This is a genomic window from Paraburkholderia sp. RHO2, from assembly GCF_050955445.1.
GTDB classification, from domain to species: domain Bacteria; phylum Actinomycetota; class Actinomycetes; order Mycobacteriales; family Mycobacteriaceae; genus Prescottella; species Prescottella agglutinans_A.
The window spans coordinates 1,997,128-2,021,287 of record NZ_CP162617.1; the positions used below are offsets into that span (position 1 = coordinate 1,997,128).

Annotated in this window: 18 protein-coding genes and 1 rRNA gene; 7 read left to right on the plus strand and 12 right to left on the minus strand. The window is 70.4% G+C overall.

Annotation, left to right across the window (positions count from 1 at the left end; genetic code table 11):
* The first annotated feature begins 26 nt into the window (after positions 1-26).
* Positions 27-143 (plus strand): 5S ribosomal RNA (rrf, locus tag ABTV10_RS09250).
* A 201-nt stretch (positions 144-344) separates the two neighbouring features.
* On the opposite strand, the gene ABTV10_RS09255 is transcribed toward rrf, so the two are convergent.
* Entirely contained in the window at positions 345-1,946 is a 1,602-nt protein-coding gene (locus ABTV10_RS09255; RefSeq protein ID WP_499034183.1) for an adenylate/guanylate cyclase domain-containing protein, read from the minus strand.
* A gap of 43 nt (positions 1,947-1,989) precedes the next feature.
* On the opposite strand from ABTV10_RS09255, the gene nucS reads away from it, so the two are divergent.
* Together nucS and ABTV10_RS09265 are read left to right on the plus strand one after the other, a co-directional pair.
* The gene (gene nucS / locus ABTV10_RS09260; protein WP_433611850.1) at positions 1,990-2,679 is read left to right on the plus strand and encodes an endonuclease NucS; all 690 of its coding nucleotides are present in this window, start codon (positions 1,990-1,992) and stop codon (positions 2,677-2,679) included.
* 58 nt (positions 2,680-2,737) lie between these two features.
* Positions 2,738-3,058 carry an Rv1322 family protein gene (locus tag ABTV10_RS09265; protein WP_499034185.1) on the plus strand — a complete coding sequence of 107 codons (321 nt, stop codon included), beginning with the start codon at positions 2,738-2,740 and terminating at the stop codon, positions 3,056-3,058.
* Here ABTV10_RS09265 and ABTV10_RS09270 read toward each other — a convergent pair.
* Entirely contained in the window at positions 3,055-4,008 is a 954-nt protein-coding gene (locus ABTV10_RS09270; protein WP_499034188.1) for a hypothetical protein, read from the minus strand. The two genes, ABTV10_RS09265 and ABTV10_RS09270, sit on opposite strands and share 4 nt — an antisense overlap.
* 98 nt (positions 4,009-4,106) lie before the next feature.
* Positions 4,107-4,586: a methylmalonyl-CoA epimerase gene (mce, locus tag ABTV10_RS09275; protein WP_499034190.1), complete on the minus strand. Its 480-nt coding sequence runs from the start codon at positions 4,584-4,586 to the stop codon at positions 4,107-4,109.
* Between the two features lie 91 nt (positions 4,587-4,677).
* Here mce and ABTV10_RS09280 point away from each other — a divergent pair, with 91 nt between their 5' ends.
* From ABTV10_RS09280 to ABTV10_RS09290, 3 genes are all read left to right on the plus strand, one after another.
* Positions 4,678-5,868, plus strand: a complete 1,191-nt coding sequence (locus ABTV10_RS09280) for an acetyl-CoA C-acetyltransferase (protein ID WP_499034192.1) — start codon at positions 4,678-4,680, stop codon at positions 5,866-5,868.
* A 107-nt stretch (positions 5,869-5,975) separates the two neighbouring features.
* A complete protein-coding gene (locus ABTV10_RS09285) occupies positions 5,976-6,347 on the plus strand; it encodes a DUF3817 domain-containing protein (RefSeq protein WP_499034194.1) in 372 nt (123 codons plus the stop codon).
* A gap of 107 nt (positions 6,348-6,454) precedes the next feature.
* Positions 6,455-7,372: a tetratricopeptide repeat protein gene (locus ABTV10_RS09290; protein ID WP_499034197.1), complete on the plus strand. Its 918-nt coding sequence runs from the start codon at positions 6,455-6,457 to the stop codon at positions 7,370-7,372.
* A 12-nt stretch (positions 7,373-7,384) separates the two neighbouring features.
* Here ABTV10_RS09290 and ABTV10_RS09295 read toward each other — a convergent pair whose 3' ends face one another.
* The 3 genes from ABTV10_RS09295 to ABTV10_RS09305 are packed head-to-tail and all read right to left on the minus strand — an operon-like array spanning position 7,385 to position 13,069.
* Positions 7,385-8,839, minus strand: a complete 1,455-nt coding sequence (locus ABTV10_RS09295; protein WP_499034199.1) for a neutral zinc metallopeptidase — start codon at positions 8,837-8,839, stop codon at positions 7,385-7,387.
* A gap of 28 nt (positions 8,840-8,867) precedes the next feature.
* Positions 8,868-11,063 (minus strand): 1,4-alpha-glucan branching protein GlgB, encoded by a 2,196-nt coding sequence (gene glgB, locus ABTV10_RS09300; protein WP_499034201.1) that lies wholly within the window; start codon positions 11,061-11,063, stop codon positions 8,868-8,870.
* Entirely contained in the window at positions 11,060-13,069 is a 2,010-nt protein-coding gene (locus ABTV10_RS09305; RefSeq protein WP_499034203.1) for a maltotransferase domain-containing protein, read from the minus strand. The genes glgB and ABTV10_RS09305 overlap by 4 nt, the downstream gene beginning before the upstream one ends.
* Positions 13,070-13,513: 444 nt before the next feature.
* On the opposite strand from ABTV10_RS09305, the gene glgP reads away from it, so the two are divergent.
* Positions 13,514-16,114, plus strand: a complete 2,601-nt coding sequence (glgP, locus tag ABTV10_RS09310; protein ID WP_499034204.1) for an alpha-glucan family phosphorylase — start codon at positions 13,514-13,516, stop codon at positions 16,112-16,114.
* On the opposite strand, the gene gabT is transcribed toward glgP, so the two are convergent.
* The 6 genes from gabT to ABTV10_RS09340 form a co-directional block, all read right to left on the minus strand.
* Positions 16,111-17,463 carry a 4-aminobutyrate--2-oxoglutarate transaminase gene (gene gabT, locus ABTV10_RS09315; RefSeq protein ID WP_499034205.1) on the minus strand — a complete coding sequence of 451 codons (1,353 nt, stop codon included), beginning with the start codon at positions 17,461-17,463 and terminating at the stop codon, positions 16,111-16,113. The two genes, glgP and gabT, sit on opposite strands and share 4 nt — an antisense overlap.
* An 18-nt stretch (positions 17,464-17,481) precedes the next feature.
* The gene (locus ABTV10_RS09320; RefSeq protein WP_499034206.1) at positions 17,482-19,131 is read right to left on the minus strand and encodes an ABC transporter permease; all 1,650 of its coding nucleotides are present in this window, start codon (positions 19,129-19,131) and stop codon (positions 17,482-17,484) included.
* Positions 19,131-20,048 (minus strand): ABC transporter ATP-binding protein, encoded by a 918-nt coding sequence (locus ABTV10_RS09325; RefSeq protein ID WP_499034207.1) that lies wholly within the window; start codon positions 20,046-20,048, stop codon positions 19,131-19,133. The genes ABTV10_RS09320 and ABTV10_RS09325 overlap by 1 nt, the downstream gene beginning before the upstream one ends.
* A gap of 61 nt (positions 20,049-20,109) precedes the next feature.
* Positions 20,110-22,170: an ATP-dependent DNA helicase gene (locus ABTV10_RS09330; RefSeq protein ID WP_499034209.1), complete on the minus strand. Its 2,061-nt coding sequence runs from the start codon at positions 22,168-22,170 to the stop codon at positions 20,110-20,112.
* A gap of 25 nt (positions 22,171-22,195) precedes the next feature.
* The gene (locus ABTV10_RS09335) at positions 22,196-22,771 is read right to left on the minus strand and encodes an isochorismatase family protein (RefSeq protein WP_499034210.1); all 576 of its coding nucleotides are present in this window, start codon (positions 22,769-22,771) and stop codon (positions 22,196-22,198) included.
* On the minus strand, positions 22,771-24,150 hold the full coding sequence (locus ABTV10_RS09340; protein ID WP_499034212.1) for a nicotinate phosphoribosyltransferase: 1,380 nt from the start codon (positions 24,148-24,150) through the stop codon (positions 22,771-22,773). The genes ABTV10_RS09335 and ABTV10_RS09340 overlap by 1 nt, the downstream gene beginning before the upstream one ends.
* Between the last annotated feature and the right edge of the window lie 10 nt (positions 24,151-24,160).

Sequence of the window (24,160 nt, forward strand, 5' to 3'; positions counted from 1 at the left end):
ATGATGGTGTGACAGTTTCATAGAGTTACGGCGGCCATAGCGGAGGGGAAACGCCCGGTCCCATTCCGAACCCGGAAGCTAAGCCCTCCAGCGCCGATGGTACTGCACTCGACAGGGTGTGGGAGAGTAGGACACCGCCGAACATCCTTTCCCGAAGGCCCCCACCAATTACTGGTGGGGGCCTTCGGCGTATCCACATATCGGCACGCGACGTGCCCGGGCCCACACGACCGCTGCGGCGTCCGTGACCCGCGGTCGGTGCATGTAGCGTCGCGTCCGCCAGGGATGTTGTCCTGAAGGCCGTGGGACCGGTTCGGTCCGACCTCAGTCGTAGCCAGTCGGAGTCAGTCGACGGTCGGAACCGCGGGGGAGTCCTCGTTCCGGTCAGTCCCGGATGGCCCGTCCACCGCGTGCGACAGCCGGGTCGGTGTCGTCCGGCCGCGCAGCACCACCAGGTTGCCGGGCCGCCACAGCTGGGCCTCCGACGCATGGGCGAGATTGACCGTGACGGCCGATGCGAGGAGGGCGTCCGGATCGGATTTGGCGAGCTCGGACAGTCGTGCGGCTTCGTTCACCGGATCGCCGATCACGGTGTACTCGAACCGTTCTCGCGCGCCGACGTTGCCCGCGACTGCGGTGCCCGCGGCGACACCGATGGCGGCGCGGCATTCGGGTACCTCGACCGGTAGCCGGCGTCGGATCGCGCGGGCGGCCGCCAACGCGCGGCCGGGTGCGTCGTCCAGGTCGCGCGGGGCACCGAAGATCGCCAGCGCGGCATCGCCCTCGAACTTGTTCACGAAGCCGCCGTGGTGGTCTACCTCGTCGACGACCACCTCGAAGAACCTGTTGAGGAGGTCGACCACCTCACCGGGAGGGCGGGTAGCGGCCAGCTCGGTGGAGCCGACCAGATCGACGAAGAACACGGCGATCTCGCGCTCCTCGCCGCCGAGGGTGGGCGGGGAGACCAGCGCCGCCTCGGCGACATCGTGGCCGACGTGTCTTCCGAACAGGTCGCGGATGCGTTCGCGCTCGCGGAGGCCGTCGGCCATGCGGTTGAACCCGGACTGGAGTTCGCCGAGTTCCGTTCCGTCGTACACGACGATCGCCGTGTCGAGGTGCCCGTCCTCGATCCGGCTCATGCCCGCCTTGACCGAGCGGATCGGCGCGACGGTGGCGCGTGCGTTGAGCAGAATGAGCAGCAGCCCGAAGAAGAGCGTGATGGCGCCGAGCCCGACGATTGCGATGATCAGTTGGTTGGGGGTCGTGTCCTTGCTGAGGTAGGCGTAGGCCGCGACGATCATCAGGCCGGCGATCGGGACGCCGGTGCCGAGGACCCATGCCAGCAGCGTGCGTCCGACGACACCGCCGAGGCGGACGTCGGGCCGCATGCCGGTCTCGAGGGCCCGGGCGGCCGCCGGCCGCAAGGCGAACTCGCTGAAGACGTGGCTGAAGGCGCAGATGGTGATTCCGCCGAACGCGATGGTGAAGCCGATCTTCGGTAGGGTTTGCGGATCGACCAGTCCGTAGGCGGTAGTGAGGAAGATCAGGGCGAGCGTCCACTGACCGATCTGCATCCTGGTCAGACGCCACGGCATCGTCAGTGCGGTGAGCCGGTCGCGTTCGGTGGGGGTGCGGTCCTGCACGATCCACTGCAGGCTGTGCAGCGCGCGCTGAGTGCCCCGGATCGTCCCGACCAGCAGGGCGACGGCCAGGTACACGGGGACCACGACGAAGTTCAGGAATCGGAACTTAGGGTCGAGCATCTCGGGGCCAGGCACAACGTACGTCACGAGTACCGCAACGACCGCCGCGCCGATCAGGTTCGCGCCGACAAGCGAGGTGGTGAGCAGCGTCTGCACTCGGATCCGTCGGATACGCGGTGTCTCCGTGGGGGTTCCGAGCAGGCGGGAACCGAGGGGCTGGTCGGTGGATCGGCGCAGGTCCATGGTCGTTCGAGATTAGTCCGAATCCATCCACTAGGGTGGGCGAGTGCGTCTTGTCATTGCTCGTTGCCGTGTCGACTACGTCGGTCGACTGACCTCCCACCTGCCCATGGCGCGTCGACTCCTCCTGATCAAGGCGGACGGTTCGGTCAGCATTCACGCCGACGACCGTGCCTACAAGCCGCTGAACTGGATGAGCCCGCCGTGCTGGCTGTCGGAAGCCGCCGACGGTGAGGGCCCCGACGGTGCGGAACAGCAACTGTGGGTCGTCACCAACAAGGCCGGTGAGGAGCTGCGGATCACGATCGAGGAGATCGAGCATGACTCGAGTCACGAACTCGGCGTCGATCCCGGTCTGGTCAAGGACGGCGTCGAAGCGCACCTGCAGGAGTTGTTGGCCGAACACGTCGAGACGCTCGGCGAAGGGTACACGCTGATCCGCCGCGAGTACATGACAGCGATCGGCCCCGTCGATCTGCTGTGCCGCAACGCCGACGGGGCAACGGTCGCGGTCGAGATCAAGCGGCGCGGCGAGATCGACGGCGTCGAGCAGCTGACCCGCTACCTCGAACTGCTCAACCGGGATCCGCTCCTCGCGCCCGTGACCGGTGTGTTCGCGGCCCAGCAGATCAAGCCGCAGGCGAAGACTCTCGCGACCGACCGCGGAATCCGATGTCTGATCCTCGATTACGAGGCGCTGCGGGGCACCGAGAGCACCGAGTTCCGCCTGTTCTGATGAGACTGCGGTGCCGGCGACGACGTCGTCGCCGGCACCGCAGCCCTAGACTGGTGGGGTGCCGCGCCGTAACCAGTCCCGCAAGTCCCACCGTCACACCGAGACGGCGGTGGGCGGCAGCCTGTTCGGAAATGCCCTCGCGCGTGAGGAATCCGGTCCGGCAGGCTATGAAGGCGAGCGCTACATGGTTCGCCAGATCCCCGGTGCCCGTGCGACCAAGACGTACCGGTGCCCGGGTTGCGACCAGGACGTGCGTCCGGGCGTCGCGCACGTAGTGGCGTGGCCATCGGACCCCGGCGGTGCCGACGATCGGCGCCATTGGCACACCGGGTGCTGGAGCGGACGCCGCACGCGCGGGCTGACGCGCCGCTGGTCCTAGCTCTTCGCGGGCGCCTTCTCGGGAGCGTTCGCGGGCGCCTTCTCGTCGGCCGCCTGCGCCGGGGACTTGTCGCCCTCGGTCGCCGGCTCCGCGGCGTCGGCGTTGTCGAGCAACTCCGCCTCACGGTTGACGGAGGCGAGCATGGCGGGCACGGAATCGAGCTGACCGCGAATGCCCAGGAGCTGAGCCAGGATTCGGCTGCGCAGCACGCGCAGTTCCTCCGCAAGTTCCTTGGCGTGCGCGATCTTGCGCTCGGATTGTTCGGTGGCCACCTGGAGCCGGCGCTGCGCCTCCTGGCTCGCCTCCGTGACCCGGCGGTGGGCGTCGGCCTTGCTGGTCGCCTCGAGTTCCTCGATGGCGGCAATCACCTTGGCGCGGCGCTCGGCCATGGTGATCTCAAAGTCCTGCTGCACCTGGGTGCGCTTGGCTTCCGCCTCGGCGGTCAGCCGGTCGCGCTCGGCCTTGGCGGCCTCGACGATGCGTGCGGCCTCGGCGCGCGCGGTCTCCATGGTCTTCTCGTGCTCGCGTTCGAGGGCGACCCGACGCTCCTCGAGCTCGGTCACCTTCGATTCGTACTGTCGGCGTAGGCGCTCGCTGTCCTGCTCCGCCACGGAAACCATCTCCGCCGCATCGGCTTCGGCCTTCGCGCGAACCTCGGACGCCTCGTCGGACGCGAGGCGGAGCATGCGGGAGATGCGCTCGCTCATGCCCTCCGCGGTGGTGGGCGGAACGGACAGACGATCGACGTCGCGGCGCAGTTCGTCGATCTCGTCCCGAGCGTCCTCGAGCTGATTGGCCAGTTCGCGGGCCTGGGCGGCCGCCGCGTCACGATCGGTGGCGGTGAGGCGGAACTCGGCGTCGAATCGGTCGAAGTAGCGCCGAACCTCATCCTTGTCGTATCCCTTGCGGACGATGGTGAACGGCATGCCGCGGTCGTGATCGTAGGCCATGCCTGCCAATCTACCGGCGGCGATAGCCGCAGCGCCCGCGGAGTGGGACCGATGTCGTCACATCGACCCCACTCCGGGTCGGCGTCGGCGGAGGCGGTTCAGTGGCCGCCGTCGGCTGCCGGCTCGACGAGCTCGACGAGGACGCCGCCCGCATCCTTCGGGTGGATGAAGTTGATGCGCGAATTCGCGGTGCCGCGGCGCGGTGCGTCGTACAGCAGGCGGACGCCGTCGGCGCGGAGCTCGGCGCTGATCGCGTCGATGTCGGTGACGCGGTACGCGAGCTGCTGGAGGCCGGGGCCGCTGCGGTCGATGAACTTCGCGATCGTGGAGTTCTCGTCGAGCGGGGCGAGCAGCTGGATCGCCGGGGCGCCGGCCGGCGAGCCGACGACCGAGAGCATGGCCTCGCGGACACCCTGCTCCTCGTTGACCTCCTCATGGGTGGACACCATGCCGAGGTGCTTGGCGTACCACTCGATTGCGGCATCGAGATCCGGCACGGCGATGCCGACGTGGTCGATCGCGGTCACGAGCTGCGAGGACAGTCCGCTCGCGGCGGGGCTGGGGGACGAAGATGTCATGTATCAAACGGTAGCGCTACGGTTTGAGGTGTTCGCGTCGGGCCGCGGCACAGCCCGCTAGCTCGGACCAAGATCGACCGCTGGAGGAATCTTGACCACTTCTGTCATCGTTGCCGGGGCCCGGACCCCGGTCGGGCGACTGCTGGGAACCTTGAAGGATCTGTCGGGTTCGGACCTCGGCGGGGTAGCGATCAAGGGTGCGCTCGAGAAGGCCGGTGTCGCGCCGGAGCAGGTCGAGTACGTGATCATGGGGCAGGTCCTGACCGCCGGCGCGGGCCAGATGCCGGCCCGGCAGGCCGCGGTGGCGGCGGGCATCCCGATGAGCGTTCCCGCGCTCACGGTGAACAAGGTGTGCCTGTCGGGTATCGACGCGATCGCGCTGGCGGACCAGTTGATCCGGGCGGGCGAGTTCGACATCGTCGTCGCCGGCGGCCAGGAGTCGATGTCGCGGGCCCCGCACCTGCTCGAGAAGAGCCGCGAGGGCTTCAAGTACGGCGACGTCACCCTGCGCGACCACATGGCCTACGACGGGCTGCACGACATCTTCACCGATCAGCCGATGGGCAACCTCACCGAGTCCGAGAACAGGGACGCGCGGTTCGTCAGTCGCGAGGACCAGGACGCGTTCGCGGCGGCCTCGCATCAGCGGGCGGCCCGCGCGTGGAAGGACGGGCTGTTCGCCGACGAGGTGGTGCCGGTGACGATCCCGCAGCGCCGCGGCGAGCCCGTCGTCGTCGACACCGACGAGGGCGTGCGCGCGGACACCACCGTCGAGTCGCTGGCGAAGCTGCGTCCGGCGTTCGCGAAGGACGGTGCGATCACCGCCGGCACCGCGTCGCAGATCTCCGACGGCGCGGCCGCGGTCGTGGTGATGAGCAAGGCCAAGGCCGAGGCGTTGGGTCTCGAGTGGATCGCCGAGATCGGTGCGCACGGTGTGGTCGCCGGACCGGACTCGACGCTGCAGTCCCAGCCGGCGCGGGCGATCGCCCGTGCCTGCGAGCGTGAGGGGATCGACCCGACGGATCTGGACCTGGTCGAGATCAACGAGGCTTTCGCGGCGGTCGGCATCGTGTCGACCCGCGAGCTCGGCATCGACCCGGCGAAGGTCAACGTCAACGGCGGCGCCATCGCGATCGGGCACCCGCTCGGCATGTCCGGTGCCCGCATCGCGCTGCACCTGGCGCTCGAGCTGCGCCGTCGCGGCGGCGGTGTCGGCGCGGCCGCGCTGTGCGGCGGCGGCGGACAGGGCGACGCCCTGATCGTGCGCGTGCCGAAGAAGTAGATCTCGGTAGCTTCCGGGCGGACACGACGCCCCGCGACACCCCGTGGTCGGGACTGTGACGAGTCTCAACTACGGGGTGTCGTAGCCATTCGGGCACAATGGCGCCCATGGCAAACATTCTCGACGTGTCCACCGCCGCGAAGCGGTTCCGCCTTGTGGCCCTGTGGGAGGCCGTGACCTGGGCGGCGCTGCTGGTCGCGATGTTCTTCAAGTGGGTTCTCGGATACGAAGAGGCCGTCAAGATCCCGGGCATGATCCACGGCGTCGCCGGATTCATGCTCTACATCCTCGTCACCCTGCTCACCGCGCGCTCGCTGAAGTGGGACTTCAAGACGCTCGTCCTCGCGCTCGTCTCGAGTGTTCCGCCCTTCATGACGGTCTGGTTCGAGCGTCGGGCTGCCCGCAACGGGCAGCTCGGTGAATTGTCGGTGGGCGCGTCCGGTCAGAGCGGCGAGCCCACACCCGCCTCGGCCCGCTAGCTCGGCCCCCGGGTGGCGGGCCGGAATGGCTGCCTGCCCGCCACTCGTGACACACTGAAACCGTGACTCGACCCGGTTCTCGTCCGTCCCCTGCAATCGCTGCGGCCATGTCCGGAGCCGTGGATCTCTCCGGCCTCAAGGACCGTGCCACGCAGCCCCCGAGTGCACCCGCCGCCCCGCCGGCGGACGGCCCCGCTCCCGTCGGTAGCACCGGGCTTGCGCCGGTCGTCGACGTCACGGAGGCGACCTTCCAGGCCGAGGTCCTCGAGCGGTCGATGCAGGTCCTCGTGGTCGTCGACCTGTGGGCCACATGGTGCGGTCCGTGCAAGCAGCTGTCGCCGGTGCTCGAGAAGCTCGCACACGAGGGCGGCGGCAACTGGGTTCTCGCCAAGATCGACGTCGACGCCAACCCGGGGATCGCGCAGGCATTCGGTGTCCAGTCGGTGCCGACCGTGGTCGCGATCGCGGGTGGACGCCCGCTCGCGGACTTCGCCGGCGTCCAGCCGGAGCCGCAGCTGCGCGAGTGGATCGCCGCGCTGCAAGAGGCCGTCGCGGGCAAGCTGTCCGGTCCGCCCACGGGCGCCGAGCCGGAGCCCGAGCCGGAGCCCGAGCCGGAGGACCCACGGTTCGTCGCGGCCGAGAACGCCTTGGAGGAGGGCGACTTCGAGGGCGCCGAGGCCGCCTACAACCTCATCCTCAACTCCGAGCCGGGCAACGCGCAGGCGCAGGCCGCGCTCCGGCAGGTTAAGTTCCTGGCCCGGGTGCAGGGCCTGCCCGACAACGCGATCGAACTCGCCGACGCCCAGCCCGACGCGATCGACGCCCAGTTCGCGGCCGCCGACGCGGAGTTGTACACCCAGCGCCCCGACGCGGCGTTCGACCGTCTCGTCGGCCTCGTGCGTCGTACCGCCGGTGACGACCGCACCCGTGTGCGCACCCGCGTCCTCGAGCTGTTCGAGCTGTTCGACCCCGCCGATCCGATCGTGGTCGCGGCGCGGCGCAAGCTCGCGTCGGCCCTGTACTGACCGGCACTCACTTCATCGATAGCGGCCGTCGCACGCCTTCTGTCCGCCGAGCACACCGGTGCGGAAGGCGTCGACCCGCGAGAACCCGCTCGGCACGGTGTTGCCGTCCACGTCGCTCGCGGCCAGGCCGTCGGACAGCAGTCCGGATATGGCCTCGTCGAGATCGCCGGCGGAGAGCCACACCCGGCGGGTGCCGTCGGTGGTCCGGGCGTTGTCCGGGCTCAGCGCGGCGGTGACCGCGCCCGACAGGCACGCGGCCCGCAGGGCGGCCTGCGGGCCGGACAGCGAAGTCCCGGCCTGCCGCTGCACCGCGAGGGTGTAGCGCGACGCCAGCAGGACGTAGGCGCTGTAGTCCCCGGTGACATCGACGGTGATGAACTCCTCGCCGTCCCCCACACTCGGTTTCCCGCGCTCGGCGAGCGCGGGAAGGTCGACGCCGATCGTGTTCGTGGTCGGGCAGAAGGAGACCGGTTCCGTCGCGTCGGCGTCCGGGCATCCGCGGTCGACGCCGTCGAGGTCGAGCGTCGGCGGGTCCGCGAGCGCGAAGACGCTGCCGAACGAGTCGAAGATCGCGGTCACCGTTTCCCGCGTGACGGGGAGTTCGCCGTCGTCGCTGCGGCTGTCGAAACGCTGCGGCAGGTCGGCGCGGCGGGACGTGATCTCGTCGGCGTCGATGCGCGTGCACGCGGCCGGTCCGTCGGTGAACCCGATCTGCACTGCGGTGACCCGTTCGAACGCCGAACCGTGGATCGCCTCGGGATCGTTGGGATCGGTGTCGCGCACCGACACGGTGGCCGCGAGGACCGAATTGAGACCGTCCGACGTGTTGAGCGTGAAGTGCGCGGCGTCGTCCTCGGCCACATGGCGGACGAACGCCCCCGCGAAGCAGTCCGCCTGCTGCTCGAACACGATCCCCGGATCGTCCTCGCCGACCAGGCCGGCCTTCTGCTGAATCGCGTGCCCGTACTCGTGGGCGAGCACCATGACCACCGCCATCGGGCCGAACGCATCGACCAGGCCCGGCAGCAGGTAGGTGCGGTCCCAGCCGATGACGTCCTGCTTGGTGCAGTACGCGGCGTTGACGAGTTCGTCGGTCTCGATGCCGCAGAACCGCGGCCCGCCGGTGTCGTCGGGGTCCCACGACACGAGTTCGCCGACCGGGTGGAACGTGCCCTTGAAGATCGCCGGGTACTGCGCCGTCCAGTAGTCCTCGATGTCGGCGATGGCGTTCGCGGCCAGGGTGTCGATCGTGCCGCGGTCTGTGCCGGTCACGGTGCGCGCCGTATCGGGCACTCCTGCGCGGGGTCCGCTCGGACCGCCCGTCGCGGGGAGGCCCGCGACGGTGAACGGGTCGTCGTAGATCGACACCGCGCGACCGTCGGTCGTCGACGAGCAGGCGGTGGCGGCGACCGTGACGAGTGCGAGCGCCGTGAACAACGCACGGGCTCGTGGCAGTTGTCTGCTCACCGGTCGAGCCCAGTCACCGCGTGTCCCCTCACCGTTCCAACCTCATCCAGATCGCTGCGCTCGCCGGCAGGGTCACCTCCGCCGAGGCGGGGCGCCCGTGCCAGGGATGCTCGGTGGCGGTCACCGCACCGAAGTTGCCCATACCCGATCCGCGGAAGTTCCGCGCATCGGTATTGAGGATCTCAGACCATGTGCCCGGTTCGGGCAAGCCCACCCGGTAATTCGAGTGCGCGGATCCGGAGAAGTTGAACAAACATGCAACGATCGAGCCGTCGCTGCCGTAGCGGAGGAAACTGAGCACGTTGTTCTCGGTGTCGTTGGCGTCGATCCACGAGTAGCCGCCAGGGGACGTGTCGAGCGTCCACAGCGCGGGGGCGGACTGGTAGGCGGTGTTGAGATCGCACACCAGCTGGTGGATGCCGCGGTGCAGGTCGCCGGTGACCGGGTCTTCCAACTCGCCCCAGTCCAGACCGTGTTCCTCCGACCATTCGCTGCTCTGGCCGAACTCCTGACCCATGAAGAGCAACTGTTTGCCCGGGTGCGCCCACATGTACGCGAGGAGCACGCGGACACCGGCGGCCTTCGCGTGGTCGTCGCCGGGCATGCGCGACCACAGCGTGCCCTTGCCGTGGACCACCTCGTCGTGGCTGACCGGGAGCAGGTAGTTCTCGCTCCACGCGTACATGAGCGAGAAAGTGATTTCGTTGTGGTGGAAGCTGCGGTGGATCGGATCGCGCCGCAGATACCCGAGCGTGTCGTGCATCCAGCCCATGTTCCACTTCATCGTGAACCCGAGACCGCCGACGTTGGTGTTGCGGGTGACGCCGGGCCACGCCGTCGACTCCTCGGCGATCGTGACGACACCGCGGTGGAGCTTGTGCACGGTCGCGTTCATCTCCTGCAGGAAGGCCACCGCCTCGAGATTCTCCCGGCCGCCGTGCACGTTCGGTGTCCACTGGCCCGACGGCCGTGAGTAGTCGAGGTAGAGCATCGAGGCGACGGCGTCGACGCGCAGACCGTCGACGTGGAACTCGTCGAACCAGAAGAGCGCGTTCGCGACCAGGAAGTTGCGCACCTCCCGCCGGCCGAAGTCGAACACGTAGGTGCCCCAGTCGAGTTGCTCGCCGCGCTGCGGATCGGCGTGCTCGTACAGCGGCGTGCCGTCGAATCGGGCCAGTGCCCACTCGTCCTTCGGGAAGTGCGCGGGCACCCAGTCGACGATCACACCGATGCCGGCCCGGTGCAGGCGGTCGACGAACGCGCGGAAGTCGTCGGGGGCGCCGAACCGCGCGGTGGGCGCGTAGTACGAGGTCACCTGGTACCCCCACGACCCGCCGTACGGGTGCTCGGCCACCGGCAGCAGCTCGACGTGCGTGAACCCCGACTCGACGACGTACCGGCTCAGCTCGTCGGCCAGTTCGGTGTAGCTCAGGCCCGGACGCCACGAACCGAGATGCACCTCGTAGACGCTCATCGGTTCCCGGCTGGGTTCGAGACCGGCTCGGGCCGCCATCCATTCGTCGTCGCTCCACCGATGCGTCGACTGCGTGACGATCGATGCGGTGGCGGGTGGGACCTCGGTGGCGAACGCCATCGGGTCGGCCTTGTCTCGGACGGTGCCGTCCCGGCCATGGATGCGGAACTTGTACATCGAGCCGACGCCGACGTCGGGGACGAACACCTCCCAGACGCCGGTGCTCCCGAGCGCTCGCAGCGGGAAGGTGCGCCCGCCCCACAGGTCGAACTCGCCCAGCACGCTCACCCCGCGGGCGGCGGGTGCCCACACCGCGAACGACGTCCCGTGCACGACGCCGTCCGGCGTCTCGTACGTGCGGGGGTGCGCGCCGAGGATGTCCCACAGCCGCTCGTGCCGTCCCTCGCCGAACAGGTGCAGGTCGAGTTCGCCGAGGGTGGGCAGGAAGCGGTAGCCGTCCGCGGTGACGACGACGTGGTCGCCCGGGTACGTCACAACGAGGCGGTAGTCGGCCAGGTTCGGGACCGGCAGCAGGGCACTGAAGACGTCGTGCGCGACCCGGTGCAGCGGATGGTCCCGGCCGCCGATCCGGACGGACACCGATTCGGCGCCTGGACGCAGTGCGCGCACCACCGTGCCGTTGGGCCGGGCGTGCGCGCCGAGCACCGCGTGTGGCTCGTGGTGGGTGCCCTGCGCCAGCAGCGCCAGGTCGTGCGGGTCGGGCGCGCACACCGTGGCCGGGGAGGTCACGGGTTGTGCTCCCGGTCGGCGAGGCGCCGTCGCGCCTCGAGCGGAACCGGCGGCAGCGCCAGGATGTGCGCGCACGCGCGCCACGGCTCGAGTCGGACGAAGTTGTGCTGGCCCCATTCGTACTGTTCGCCGCTGACCCGGTCGTGGACGGACAGGTGGTCGTGCCAGTCGCGGCCGATCGCGGGCATGTCGAGAGAGACGAATCCCTGCTGCGCCCCGAACGGGTCGAGGTTGACGACGGTCAGCACAGCGTCGCCGGTGACCGGGTCGAACTTCGAGTACGCGACGAGGGCGTCGTTGTCGATGTGGTGGAAGTGCAGGTTCCGCAGTTGCTGCAGGGCCGGGTGGGCACGCCGGATCCGGTTGAGGGTCGCGAGCCACGGTTCGAGCGATTCGCCCCGCGAGCGGGCCCCGGCGTAGTCGCGCGGCCGCAATTGGTACTTCTCGGAGTCCAGGTACTCCTCGCTGCCCGGGCGCACGGCGACGTGCTCGAACAGTTCGTACCCCGAGTACACGCCCCACGTGGGCGAGAGCGTCGCCGCCAGCGCGGCCCGCAGCGCGAACATGCCGGGGCCGCCGTGCTGGAGGCTCTCGTGCAGAATGTCCGGCGTGTTGACGAACAGGTTCGGCCGGGCCTCGTCGGCCTTCGCAGCAATCTCGTTGCCGAACTCGGTGAGCTCCCACTTGTTCACCCGCCACGTGAAGTACGTGTACGACTGCGTGAAACCGCGCTTGGCGAGCCCGTAGAGCCGGGCCGGCCGGGTGAACGCCTCGGACAGGAACAGCACGTCCGGGTCGGTCCGCTTGACCTCCGCGATCAGCCATTCCCACAGGTCCGGCGGCTTGGTGTGCGGGTTGTCGACCCGGAAGATCTTGACGCCCAGGGCAACCCAGTGCCGCACGACGCGCAGGACCTCGGCGTGGATGCCGGCCGGGTCGTGATCGAAGTCGATCGGGTAGATGTCCTGGTACTTCTTGGGTGGGTTCTCGGCGAACGCGATGGAGCCGTCCGGCAGTTGGGTGAACCACTCGGGATGCTCACGTGCCCAGGGGTGGTCGGGTGCGCACTGCAGCGCGAGGTCCAGGGCCACTTCGAGGCCCAGGCGGGCGGCGTCGGCGACGAACGCCTCGAAGTCGGTCGTGGTGCCGAGCCGCGGGTGGATCGCGTCGTGGCCGCCGTCGGCGGACCCGATCGCCCACGGCGAGCCGACGTCGTCGGGACCCGCCGTCAGAGAGTTGTTGGGGCCCTTGCGGTTCACCTCGCCGATCGGATGGATCGGCGGCAGGTACACGACGTCGAAGCCCATTGCCGCGATCCGGGGCAGATCCTCGGCGGATGTCGCGAACGTCCCGTGCCGCGGGGCGCCGTGTTCGTCCCAGCCGCCGGTGGAGCGGGGGAAGAACTCGTACCACGAGCCGAACAGGGCACGGCGGCGGTCGACGACCACCTGGTGCGTGCGCGACGACGTCACGAGTTCGCGCAGCGGCCGGGTTCGCAGCGCTTCGGCGACATCCGCCGAGAACGCGGGAGCGACCCGAACGGGCAGTTGCCGATCCGACCGCAGCGCCGCCGCGACCGCCAGGAGACGGGCACGGTCCGAGGACTCGGCGCCGGCGGCGGCGCGCTCGAACAGACGGGCACCGATCTCGAGGTCGTTCGCGAGTTCCGCGGGTCCCTGCCCGACGGCCAGTTTCGCCTCGACCGCGCTGCGCCACGTCTGGATCGGATCGCCCCACGCCTCGACGCGGTAGGTCCACACGCCGACGCTCGTCGGGGTGAAGGTGGTGTGGAACGTATCGAGGAGCGGGCCGGGGTGCATCGGAATCCCCAGCGACTCGGCGGGGCCGCCGGCGCCCTCCACGACGAGCGTCGCGGCCACCGCTTCGTGGCCCTCGCGCCACACGGTCGCGGACACCGGGAACACCTCGCCGACCACGGCCTTGGCCGGGAAGCGGCCCCCGTCGATCGAGGGCAGCACGTCGTCGATGGCGAGGCGACCTGTCACACGTACTCCGTTCGGTCTCTGAGCGTCCCGGTGGGACGGCCGTCCCGGAGACGGCGCTGGAACAACCGTAGTTCAGTGCCTCGCGTGGTGTCGGGATCGCGAGGGCCGAAATCGGCGACGGGTTCGTCACGCCACGTTTACGCGCGGCAACCCGGGTGCAATCCGCCGCAAATACCGTTCACGGGGTACCAGTCGAACGCTTCGCACGAAGCCGGATCGAAAGGACACCGTAGGGAGGGGTCGACGGATTGCCCGACCTCGTCGGAGGACTACCGCATCTGCTGTCAGGGGAATGACACCGCCGGCGGTCCGCCGCACCAGGAAGCAGTCTCGCGCCCTCCGGTTCGGATCCCGCCTTCGACCGAACCGGAGGGCGCCGTCGCGTTCCCGCGGGCCTGGCTGCTCGGCGGGTCGTCGGCGTCGAAAGTGGGTAGTCTTCGCGGCGTGAAAGCCCTGCGTCGGTTCACCGTCCGAGCCCATCTGCCCGAGCGCCTCGCGGCACTGGGGCCGCTGTCGACCAATCTGCGTTGGTCCTGGCATCCTCCGACCCAGGATCTGTTCGCGTCGATCGACCCCGAGCTGTGGACGGTGGTGCGCCACGATCCGGTCCGCATGCTCGGCGAGGTCGATCCGTACCGACTCGACGACCTCGCGGTCGATCCGGTGTTCCTGGCCGATCTGGATCGCGCGGCCGCGGATCTCGACGACTACCTGGCCCGCCCGCGCTGGTACCAGGACCAGCTCGACAAGGGCGCCGAACTGGCGACCGGCATCGCGTACTTCTCGATGGAGTTCGGCGTCACCGAGGTGCTCCCGAACTACTCCGGGGGCCTGGGCATCCTCGCCGGTGACCATCTCAAGGCCGCCTCGGATCTCGGTCTGCCGTTGATCGGCGTCGGGCTGCTGTACCGCTCCGGGTACTTCCGGCAGTCCCTCACCGCGGACGGTTGGCAGGCCGAGCACTACCCGGCCCACGACCCGCAGGGACTGCCGCTGCGGCTGCTCACCGAGACGTCTGGCGACGGCGGCGCGGGGGCCCCGGTCCTGGTACACGTCGCGATGCCCGGCGGTGGGGTGCTGCGGGCGCGGGTGTGGATCGCGCAGGTGGGCCGGGTGCCGCTGCTGCTGCTCGACTCGGACATCGCGGAGAACGATCCGGAACTCCGCGCGGTGACCGACCGGCTGTACGGCGGCGACCAGGACCACCGCATCAAGCAGGAGATCCTCGCCGGTGTCGGCGGCGTCCGGGCGGTGCGCGCGTACACCCGTGCGCACGGGCTCGCGGACCCCGAGGTGTTCCACATGAACGAGGGCCACGCCGGCTTCCTCGGCCTCGAGCGCATCCGGGAGCTGATCACCGGCTCCGGGCTGGACTTCGACGCCGCGCTCGCTGCGGTGCGCGCGGGCACCGTGTTCACCACCCACACCCCGGTGCCCGCCGGCATCGACCGGTTCCCGGCGGACCTGGTGCGCCGCTACTTCGGTGGCAGCGAGGGCGAGCGCGAGTCGACGCTGCTACCCGGCCTGGCCGTCGATCGCATTCTCGGCCTCGGTGCCGAGAACGACCCGGGTGTGTTCAACATGGCACACATGGGCCTGCGCCTCGGCCAGCGCGCCAACGGCGTCTCCAAGCTGCACGGCGAGGTGAGCCGGGGGATGTTCGAGTCGCTGTGGCCGGGGTTCGACGCGGCCGAGGTGCCGATCGGATCGGTCACCAACGGCGTCCACGCGCCGACGTGGGCGGCCCGCGAGTGGATGGACCTCGCGCGGTGCCTGGTCGGCCCCGAACAGCTCGAGGAGGCGCGCGGCTGGGAGCGGCTGCACGAGATCGATCCGGCCGAGCTGTGGTCGACGCGGAACACGCTACGGGCGCAACTCGTGGACGAGGTGCGCCGACGCGTGCGCGCGTCGTGGCTCGAGCGCGGCGCCACCGAGGCCGAACTCGGTTGGACCACAGGGGTGTTCGATCCGAACGTGCTGACGGTCGGCTTCGCCCGCCGTGTCCCGACCTACAAGCGGCTGACGCTCATGCTGCGCGATCCCGAGCGGCTGAAGGCCCTGCTGCTCGACGACGAGCGTCCGGTGCAGTTGGTGGTCGCCGGTAAGAGCCACCCCGCCGACGAGGGCGGCAAGGCGCTCATCCAGCAGGTGGTCCGCTTCGCCGACCAGCACGACGTCCGGCACCGCATCGTGTTCCTGCCCGACTACGACATGTCGATGGCCCGCTACCTGTACTGGGGCTGCGACGTGTGGCTCAACAACCCACTGCGGCCGCTCGAGGCGTGCGGTACGTCGGGCATGAAGTCGGCGCTCAACGGCGGCCTCAACCTGTCCATCCGCGACGGCTGGTGGGACGAGATGTTCGACGGCGAGAACGGCTGGGCCATCCCCACCGCGGACGGCGTCGTCGACGAGGTTCGCCGCGACGACCTCGAGGCCACCGCGCTGTACGAACTGCTCGAGCGGTCGGTGCTGCCGCGGTTCTACGAGCGCGACGAGCGCGCGCTGCCGACCCGCTGGCTCGAGATGGTCCGGCACACCCTGCAGAGCCTCGGCCCCAAGGTGCTGGCGTCACGCATGGTGCGCGACTACGCCGTCGAGTACTACGCGCCGGCCGCGGTCGCGGCCCGGAACATGCTGCCCGACAATTTCTCCGGCGCACGCGAGGTCGCCGAGTACCGGCGGCGCGTGGAGTCCGCGTGGCCGGCTGTGCAGGTGGCGCAGGTCGACAGCGCCGGGCTGCCCGACAACCCCGAGATCGGTGCCGACCTGTCGCTGCGGGCGTTCGTCCGTCTCGGCGGCCTGTCGCCGGAGGACGTCGTCGTGCAGGCCGTGCTGGGCCGGGTCGGTCCGGACGAGGACCTCACCGACGTGACGACCGTGCCGATGGCGCACGCCGGCACCGACGGGCTGGGGGAAGTGTTCGTCGCGACCACGCCGCTGCCGGTGTCCGGGTCGGTGGGCTACACCGTCCGCGTCCTGCCGCACCACCGGCTGCTCGCGACCGACGCCGAACTCGGTCTGGTCGCGGCACCGTACGTCTAGACCTGGCGGATGACGGACTCGACGACGTCGAGTCCCGTCGTGAGCAGGGCGTCGGGGATCACCAGCGGCGGCAGCAGCCGGATGACGTTGCCGTAGGTGCCGCACGTCAGCACCAGGACGCCGCGCTCGAGGGCCTGTGCCGCAATCCGCTTGGTGGCCTCCGGATTCGGCTCGCGGGTGCCGGGGCGGACGAACTCGAGGGCGAGCATCGCGCCGCGCCCGCGCACCTCGCCGACGATGTCGACGTCGTCGGCGAGGGCCTGCAGCCGCGGCCGCGCGAGTTCCTCGATCCGGCGGGCCCGCCCGCACAGGTCGAGATCGCGCATCTGGTCGAGCGTCGCCAGGGCGGCGGCGCATGCGACCGGGTTGCCGCCGTACGTGCCGCCCAGCCCACCGATGTGCACCCCGTCGATCAGGTCGGCGCGTCCGACCACCGCCGAGAGCGGAAGACCCGACGCGATGCCCTTCGCGAGCGTCATCAGGTCCGGGACGACGCCCTCGTGTTCGCACGCGAACCACGAACCGGTGCGGGCGAATCCGGTCTGCACCTCGTCGGCCACGAACACGATCCCGTTGGCGTGTGCCCACACCGCCAGCGTCGGCACGAATCCCGGTGCGGGGACGATGAACCCGCCCTCGCCCTGGATCGGCTCGAGCACGATCGCCGCGATACGACGGGCACCGATCTGCTTGTCCATCAGGTCGATCGCGCGTCGCGCCGCCTGCTCGCCGGTCACCACGGTGCCGTCCGGATTCGGTGGCTCGCGGAACGGATACGACATCGGCATCCGGTAGACCTCGGGGACGAACGGGCCGAAGCCGTCCTTGTACGGCAGGTTCTTCGCCGTCAGTGCCATCGTGAGGTTGGTGCGCCCGTGGTACGCGTGGTCGAACGCGACGACGGCGTCGCGGCCGGTCGCGTGGCGGGCGATCTTGATCGCGTTCTCGACGGCCTCGGCGCCGCTGTTGAACAGCGCCGCCCGTTTCTCGTGGGCGCCCGGGGCCAGCGCGACCAGACGCTCGGCCACCGCCACGTACTCCTCGTACGGCGTCACCATGAAACACGTGTGTGTGAACCGCTCCGCCTGCTCCCGCACCGCCGCGGCCACGGCCGCGTTCGACGCCCCGGCGCCGGTCACCGCGATGCCCGAGCCGAAGTCGATGAGCGAGTTGCCGTCCACGTCGACGATCACGCCGCCGTCCGCGTCCGCTGCGTACACCGGTACCGCCGACGCCACGCACGCGCCCACCGCGTCCCGGCGGCGGGCGGCCAGGGCGAGCGACCGCGGACCGGGAAGGTCCGTGACCAACCGGAGCTGCTGGGGGAGCCGGTATTCAATGTCGGGCACGGTGACCTCCCGGGCCGGTCAGGACTGGATGTCGCGGCGGCGGAAGCCGACCAGCGCCAGCGTGTACAGCGCCGCCGCGATCCCGGTCAGCACGATCAGCGGCGCGACGTCGAACTCGTCGGCCGGCAGGTTCGGCGTGAAGTGGAACGGCGACGCCCATCCCGTCCAGTCGGGCAGCACCTCGAGGAACATCCCGATCACGAGCGCGTACCCGAGGTACCCCCACACCACCGCCAGCAGCCGCGGGAACCACGCGTACACCGCGGCGGTCAGCGCGATCACTGTCAGCGTCGCCGGCAGGAAGTTCGCGGCCGAGCCGACGAGCCGGCCGAACATCGACCCGTCGTGCAGGGTCGCGGCCGCGGTGACCCCCATCGCGGCCCCGGCGGCCAGCACGATCACGGACGTCGCGACACTGATCACGGCCAACTGCGCGCCGAGCCACCGCCACCGCGACACCGGGCTGGCGAGCACGTCCTCGGCGCGCCCGGACGTCTCCTCGTTGCGCGCCGACTGGATCGCGGTCATCGAGTACATGCACGCCATGATCGCCAGGAACACCAGGTACAGCGCGAACGCGCCCTGTGCCGCGTTGTTCTCGCCGCCCGGCAGCAGTCCGGCCAGGCGGGGGTCCTGGTTGACGAACTCGGCGACCTGCTGGCCCAAGGCGCCGATCGGGAATGCCAGCGCGGCGATGCCGATGCCCCAGGCCACGATCTGGTTGCGCTGCATGCGCAGTGTCAGTGCCGCGATCCCGGTCAGCATGCTGCTGGCGCGGGGCCGGCCGCCGCGCGGTGCCACCAGGCCCGCGCCGACGTCGCGCCGGCCCACCACCAGGTATGCGAGCACGATGCCGACGACCACCGCAGCGAGTCCGAGCAGCAGCGGCCACCACCGCTCGTCGACGTAGGCGCGGGTGGACTGCGCCCAGCCGATGGGCGACAGCCACGACCACAGGCTGCCGTCCTCCTTGGCGCGGACGTCGCCGATCGCGCGCAGCAGATACGCGACGGCGACAGCGACCAGTCCCAATCCGCTTGCGGTGCGGGCGTGCTCGGTGACCTGGGAGAACAGTGCCGACGTGGCACCGAACGCGAGGCCCACCATGAACACGCCCGCAGCGAGGTTCCACGACCCGAGCGCCGGCAGGCCGACGGCGGTGAGCCCGAGGCCCAGGATCAGCCCGATCAGCAGGTTCGCCAGCAGCACCACCGCGAGCCCCGAGGTGATCGCGGCGAACCGGCCCACCACGCCCGAGCGCAACATCTCCGCGCGCCCGGTCTCCTCCTCGGTGCGCAGATGCAGGGTCACCAGCAGCACCGACATGATCGCGACGGCGATCATCGTCATCCCCGCGATCTCGTTGGCGACCATCGCGCCGAGGGTGTAGTCCGACAGCCCGTAACCCGGCCCGGCGAGCGCCGTTGCGGCGGGGGACTCGATCAGGGCGGCGCGGGCCTGCCGGGACTCGGGCGTCGGGTAGAGGGTCTGGTAGCTCGACGCCAGCAGCACCGTGGACCCGCCGACCGCGATCACCCACGCGGGTAGGCGGGCCCGATCGACCCGTAGCGCCAGCCGGGTGAGTGTCCACGTGCCCGCGAGCGGATCCGTGGTGGATGCGTCCGCGGGCCGGGTGGCCTGGGGGATTCCCGCGACCTGCGTCGTCATCACCGCTCGATGCCCAGCGAATCGAACTCGTCGCTGTACTCGCGCAGGAAGAGATCCTCGAGCGTCGGTGGGTGGGCCGTGATCGTGACGACGCCGAGGCCGGCGAGCGTGGACATCACCGAGTCGACGCGGTCGGAGTCGACGTCGAACGTCACGCTGTTGTCCTGGTCGTCGAGGGGCTGCAGATTGTGCACCCCCGGTGCCGCCCCGAGCCCGTCCGGCGACTCCCGGGTGGTGGCGGTGACCGTGGTGCGGGTCAGGTGGCGCAGCTCGCGCAGCGTCCCGCTCTGCACCGTCCGGCCGGCGCGGATGATCGTCACCACCCCGCACAGCGACTCGACCTCGGCGAGGATGTGACTCGACAGCAGGATCGTGCGGCCGTCCCGCGCCGCCTCACCGATGCACTGCTGGAACACCGCCTCCATCAGCGGGTCCAGCCCCGACGTCGGCTCGTCGAGGATCAGCAGTTGCGCGTCCGCCGCGAGCGCCGCGATGAGCGCCACCTTCTGCCGGTTGCCCTTCGAGTACGTGCGACCCTTGCGGGTGGGATCGAGTTCGAACCGTTCCATCAACTCCTGGCGGCGCCTGTCGTCGAGGCCGCCGCGCAGCCGACCGAACAGGTCGATGGCCTCGCCGCCGGTGAGATTGGGCCACAGGTTCACGTCGCCCGGTACGTATGCGAGGTGTCGGTGCAGGCTCACCGCGTCGCGCCACGGATCTGCTCCCAGGACCGACACGTCCCCGCCGTCGGCGCGCAGCAGACCGAGCAACACACGGATGGTGGTGGACTTGCCCGAACCGTTGGGTCCGAGGAACCCGTGGACCTCGCCGGGGCCGACCTCGAGATCGAGACCGTCGAGGGCATGGACGTCGCCGAAGCGTTTGGCGAGTCCGCGAACCGAGATCACCGGGTCCATCGCCCGAGCATAGGACGAACCGGCGCCGCCGACCCGGGTTTGCCCTACGTCCCCGGCGTGTTCAGGAACCCGGGCGCGAGGCCGCGATCCGCGCGAGTGCCTGACGCACCACCTTCGGATCGGCCGTCTCCCAGAACGGCGGCAGCGACGCGCGGAGGTAACCGCCGTACCGGGCCGTCGCCAGGCGCGAGTCGAGCACCGCGACCACACCCTTGTCGTCGACACTGCGCAGCAGTCGGCCCACGCCCTGCGCGAGCAGCAGCGCCGCGTGGTTCGCGGCCACCGAGAGGAAGCCGTTGCCGCCGCGGGACTCCACCGCCTGCTGGCGCGCCACCAGCAGCGGGTCGTCGGGGCGGGGGAACGGGATGCGGTCGAGGATCACCAGGCTCAGCGAGGGGCCGGGCACGTCGACGCCCTGCCACAGCGACAGCGTGCCGAACAGTGTCGTCGGCTCGTCCTCCGCAAACCTCTTCACCAGCGTGCCGGTCGCGTCGTCGCCCTGGCACAGGACCGGCACGTCGAGGCGGTCGCGCATCGCCTCGGCGGCGGCCTTCGCGGCCCGCATCGACGAGAACAACCCGAGCGTCCGGCCGCCGGCCGCGGTCACCAGTTCCTCGATCTCGTCGAGGAACACGGGGGACAGACCGTCGCGCCCCGGCGGCGGCAGATGACGGGCGATGTACATGATTCCGGACTTGGCGTGGTCGAACGGCGAGCCGACGTCGAGTGAATTCCAATGCAACGCACCGGAATCCGACGGCGCCTCCTTGCCGATAGCGGTGGCGGTGTCGCTGCGGGACGGCGACTCGGGCGGCAGCCCCCAGTTCACGGCGAGGCCGTCGAACGAGCCGCCGACCGTCAGCGTCGCCGACGTCAACACCACCGTGGACTCCGCGAACAGGCTCGCGCGGAGCAGCCCGCCCACCGACAGCGGAGCCATCCGCACCACGCGGCGCACGTTTCCCCGGTTCTCGTCGACCGAGAGCCACACGACGTCCTTGCGCTTCGCCGGATCGGGTTCGTCGAACGCGGTGAGTACCCGTACCGCGCTGTCGTGGACCTCGTCGATCGCCGACAGCGCCGCATTGCGGGCCGCCGCGGCCTCCGGGTCGGCGGCCGCCATGCCCGGCTTGGACGGCCCGATCGCCGTGCGCACGTTCCACGCGGCGTCGCGGATGGCGGCCAGCGCGGGTGCGACACCGTCGGGCAGGGCGTCCCACCGCTCGCCGGGAAGTTGCTCGAGCAGTTCCGCCCAGCCCTCGGCGGAGGCCTCGAGCCGATCGACGTCCTGTTCCTCGACGAGCTTGACGCAGCGGCGGGCCGCCGCGCTGATCGCGGACGCCGCCAGTTCCGCCGTCGCGACGCCGGTCACCCTGTCGACCAGTTCGTGGGCCTCGTCGATGACCACCACGTCGTGCTCGGGCAGCACCGCGATCCCCGAGATCGCGTCGATCGCGAGCATCGCGTGGTTGGTGACCACGACGTCCACCTGCGCGGCCTCGGCGCGGGCGCGTTCTGCGAAGCAGTCCTCGCCGACGGGGCAGCGGGACTTGCCGAGGCACTCGCGGGCGCTGACGCTCACCTGCCGCCACGCCTGGTCGCTGACGCCGGGCACGAGATCGTCGCGGTCGCCGGTCTCGGTGTCCGACGACCACTTCGTCAGCCGCTGCACCTCGCGGCCCAACCGGGAGACGGCAAACGCGTCGAACAGTTCTGCCTCCGGCGGATCGTCCTGCGCCATGCCGGTGTGGATCTTGTTCATGCACAGGTAGTTGCTGCGGCCCTTGAGGATGGCGAACCGGGGAAGGCGCCCGAGGGCGGGCTTCAGCGCCTCGGCGAGACGGGGCATGTCGCGATCGACGAGCTGACGCTGCAACGCGATCGTCGCGGTCGAGACGACGACGGTGCGTCCCGATTCGACCGCGTGCCGCACGCTGGGCACCAGGTATGCGAGAGACTTGCCGGTACCGGTGCCGGCCTGTACCGCCAGGTGCTCGCCGGTGTCGATCGAGTGCGCGACGGCGGACGCCATCGTCAGCTGGTTCTGGCGTTCCTTGCCGCCGAGCGAGCGGACCGCGAGCTTGAGGAGGTCGGGGACGTTCGGAAGCTCACGGTCGGGCACGGCAACAGGGTACTGCCCGCCACCGTCAGGTGCGGTCGGCGACCTGTCCGACCAGTTCGACGCCCGCGTCGTCGAGTTCGGCGAGCGCCGCCTCGACGGTGACGGGGGAGACGCCGGCGGTGTACGCCAGCAGCACGCGGGTGCGGAACCCCGCGGTCGCCGCGTCCAGGGCCGTTGCCCGCACGCAGTGATCGGTCGCGATGCCGACCACGTCCACCGCGTCGACGTCGTGGTGGCGCAGCCAGTCGGCAAGCGACTCGCCCGTCGGTGACACGCCCTCGAAACCCGAGTACGCGGCGCTGTACGCGCCCTTCGAGAACACCTCCTGGATGGGCCCGGTCTCGAGCGCCGGGTGGAACTCGGCCCCCGGCGTCCCGGCCACGCAGTGCGGCGGCCACGTGTCGACGAAATCCGGGTGGTCGGAGAAGTGCGGGCCGGGATCGACGTGGTGATCGCGCGTCGCCACGATCGCCGTGTACCCCTGGCCCGAGAGGAGATCGTTGACGTCCGCGGCGACCGTCGCACCGCCGGCGACGGCGAGCGAACCGCCCTCGCAGAAGTCGTTCTGGACGTCGACGACGAGCAGCGCCCGTCCGGTCACTATCGCCACCCCTCTCCGGCGCTGATCGGGCCGGCCGCGGTGTCCCCGGCCGGCGCCGCGAAGCGGGTCGGCACGGCCGGTTCGCCGTGCGAGAGCTTGAGTCCTTCCCACGGCAGGCTGACAAGGTTTCGTGCCAGCAGGGCGCGGGCGTCCTCGAGGGTCGGCAGCCCGTCGACGATCTCGCCGCCCCGCACGAGCGGGATCAGCAACTCGCGCGCCGCGAACTCGCCGGGATCGGGTGCCGGTGTGCCGGCGCGGTACAGGACCTCCTCGACGACCGTGCCCGACGCCCGGCTGAGTCGCACGGCGCGCTTGGTGCCGCCGCGGGACTGCTTGTGAGCGCTGCGCTTCTCCACCGGGACACCGTCGACCTCGACCAGCTTGTAGACCATTCCGGCCGTCGGCGCGCCCGATCCCGTCACCAGCGAGGTCCCGACGCCGTACGAGTCGACCGGTTCGGCGCGCAGCGCGGCGATCGAGTACTCGTCGAGATCGCCGGACACGACGATCCTGGTGCCGGTCGCGCCCAGGGCGTCCAACTGCTCGCGGACCTGACGCGTGAGCACACCCAGGTCGCCGGAGTCGATGCGCACACCGCCCAGCCCGGTACCGGCCGCCGCGACCGCGTTCTTGACGCCCTGCGTGATGTCGTACGTGTCCACCAGCAGCGTCGTGCCGACCCCGAGCGCCGCGACCTGGGCCCGGAAGGCGGCCTCCTCGTTCGGGCTGCCGTCGGTGGTGTGCAACAAGGTGAAGGCGTGTGCGCTGGTGCCCGCCCCGGGCACCCCGTGACGACGCACCGCCTCGAGATTCGACGTCGCGTCGAACCCGGCGACGTACGCCGCGCGGGCGCACGCCACCGCGGACTCCTCGTGCGCGCGCCGCGACCCCATCTCGATCATCCGGCGGCCGTCGGCGGCACTGACCATGCGCGCCGCCGCCGACGCGATAGCGCTGTCGTGGTTGAGGATCGACAACATCAGGGTTTCGAGTAGGACACATTCGGCGAACGTGCCGCGCACCGACAGGATCGGCGACCCGGGGAAGTAGAGCTCGCCCTCGCGATAACCGTCGATGTCACCGGAGAAGCGGAAATCGCGGAGCCATTCGACGGTCGCGGCGTCGAGGAACCGTGAGACGATCTCGAGCTCGGGTTCACCGAACCGGAAGCGCGCCAAGGCATCCGGGAGTCGGCCCATGCCGCCGACGACGCCGTACCGGCGTCCGTCGGGCAGGCGCCGGGCGAACACCTCGAAGCTGCACGCGCGGTCGGCCGAGCCGTCGGCGAGGGCCGCCTCGACCATCGTCAACTCGTACTGGTCGGTGAACAGCGCGGTACTCGGACGGTCTCCGGCGCTTTGTGCAGAAACGGTTGCCACGCGCCCAACT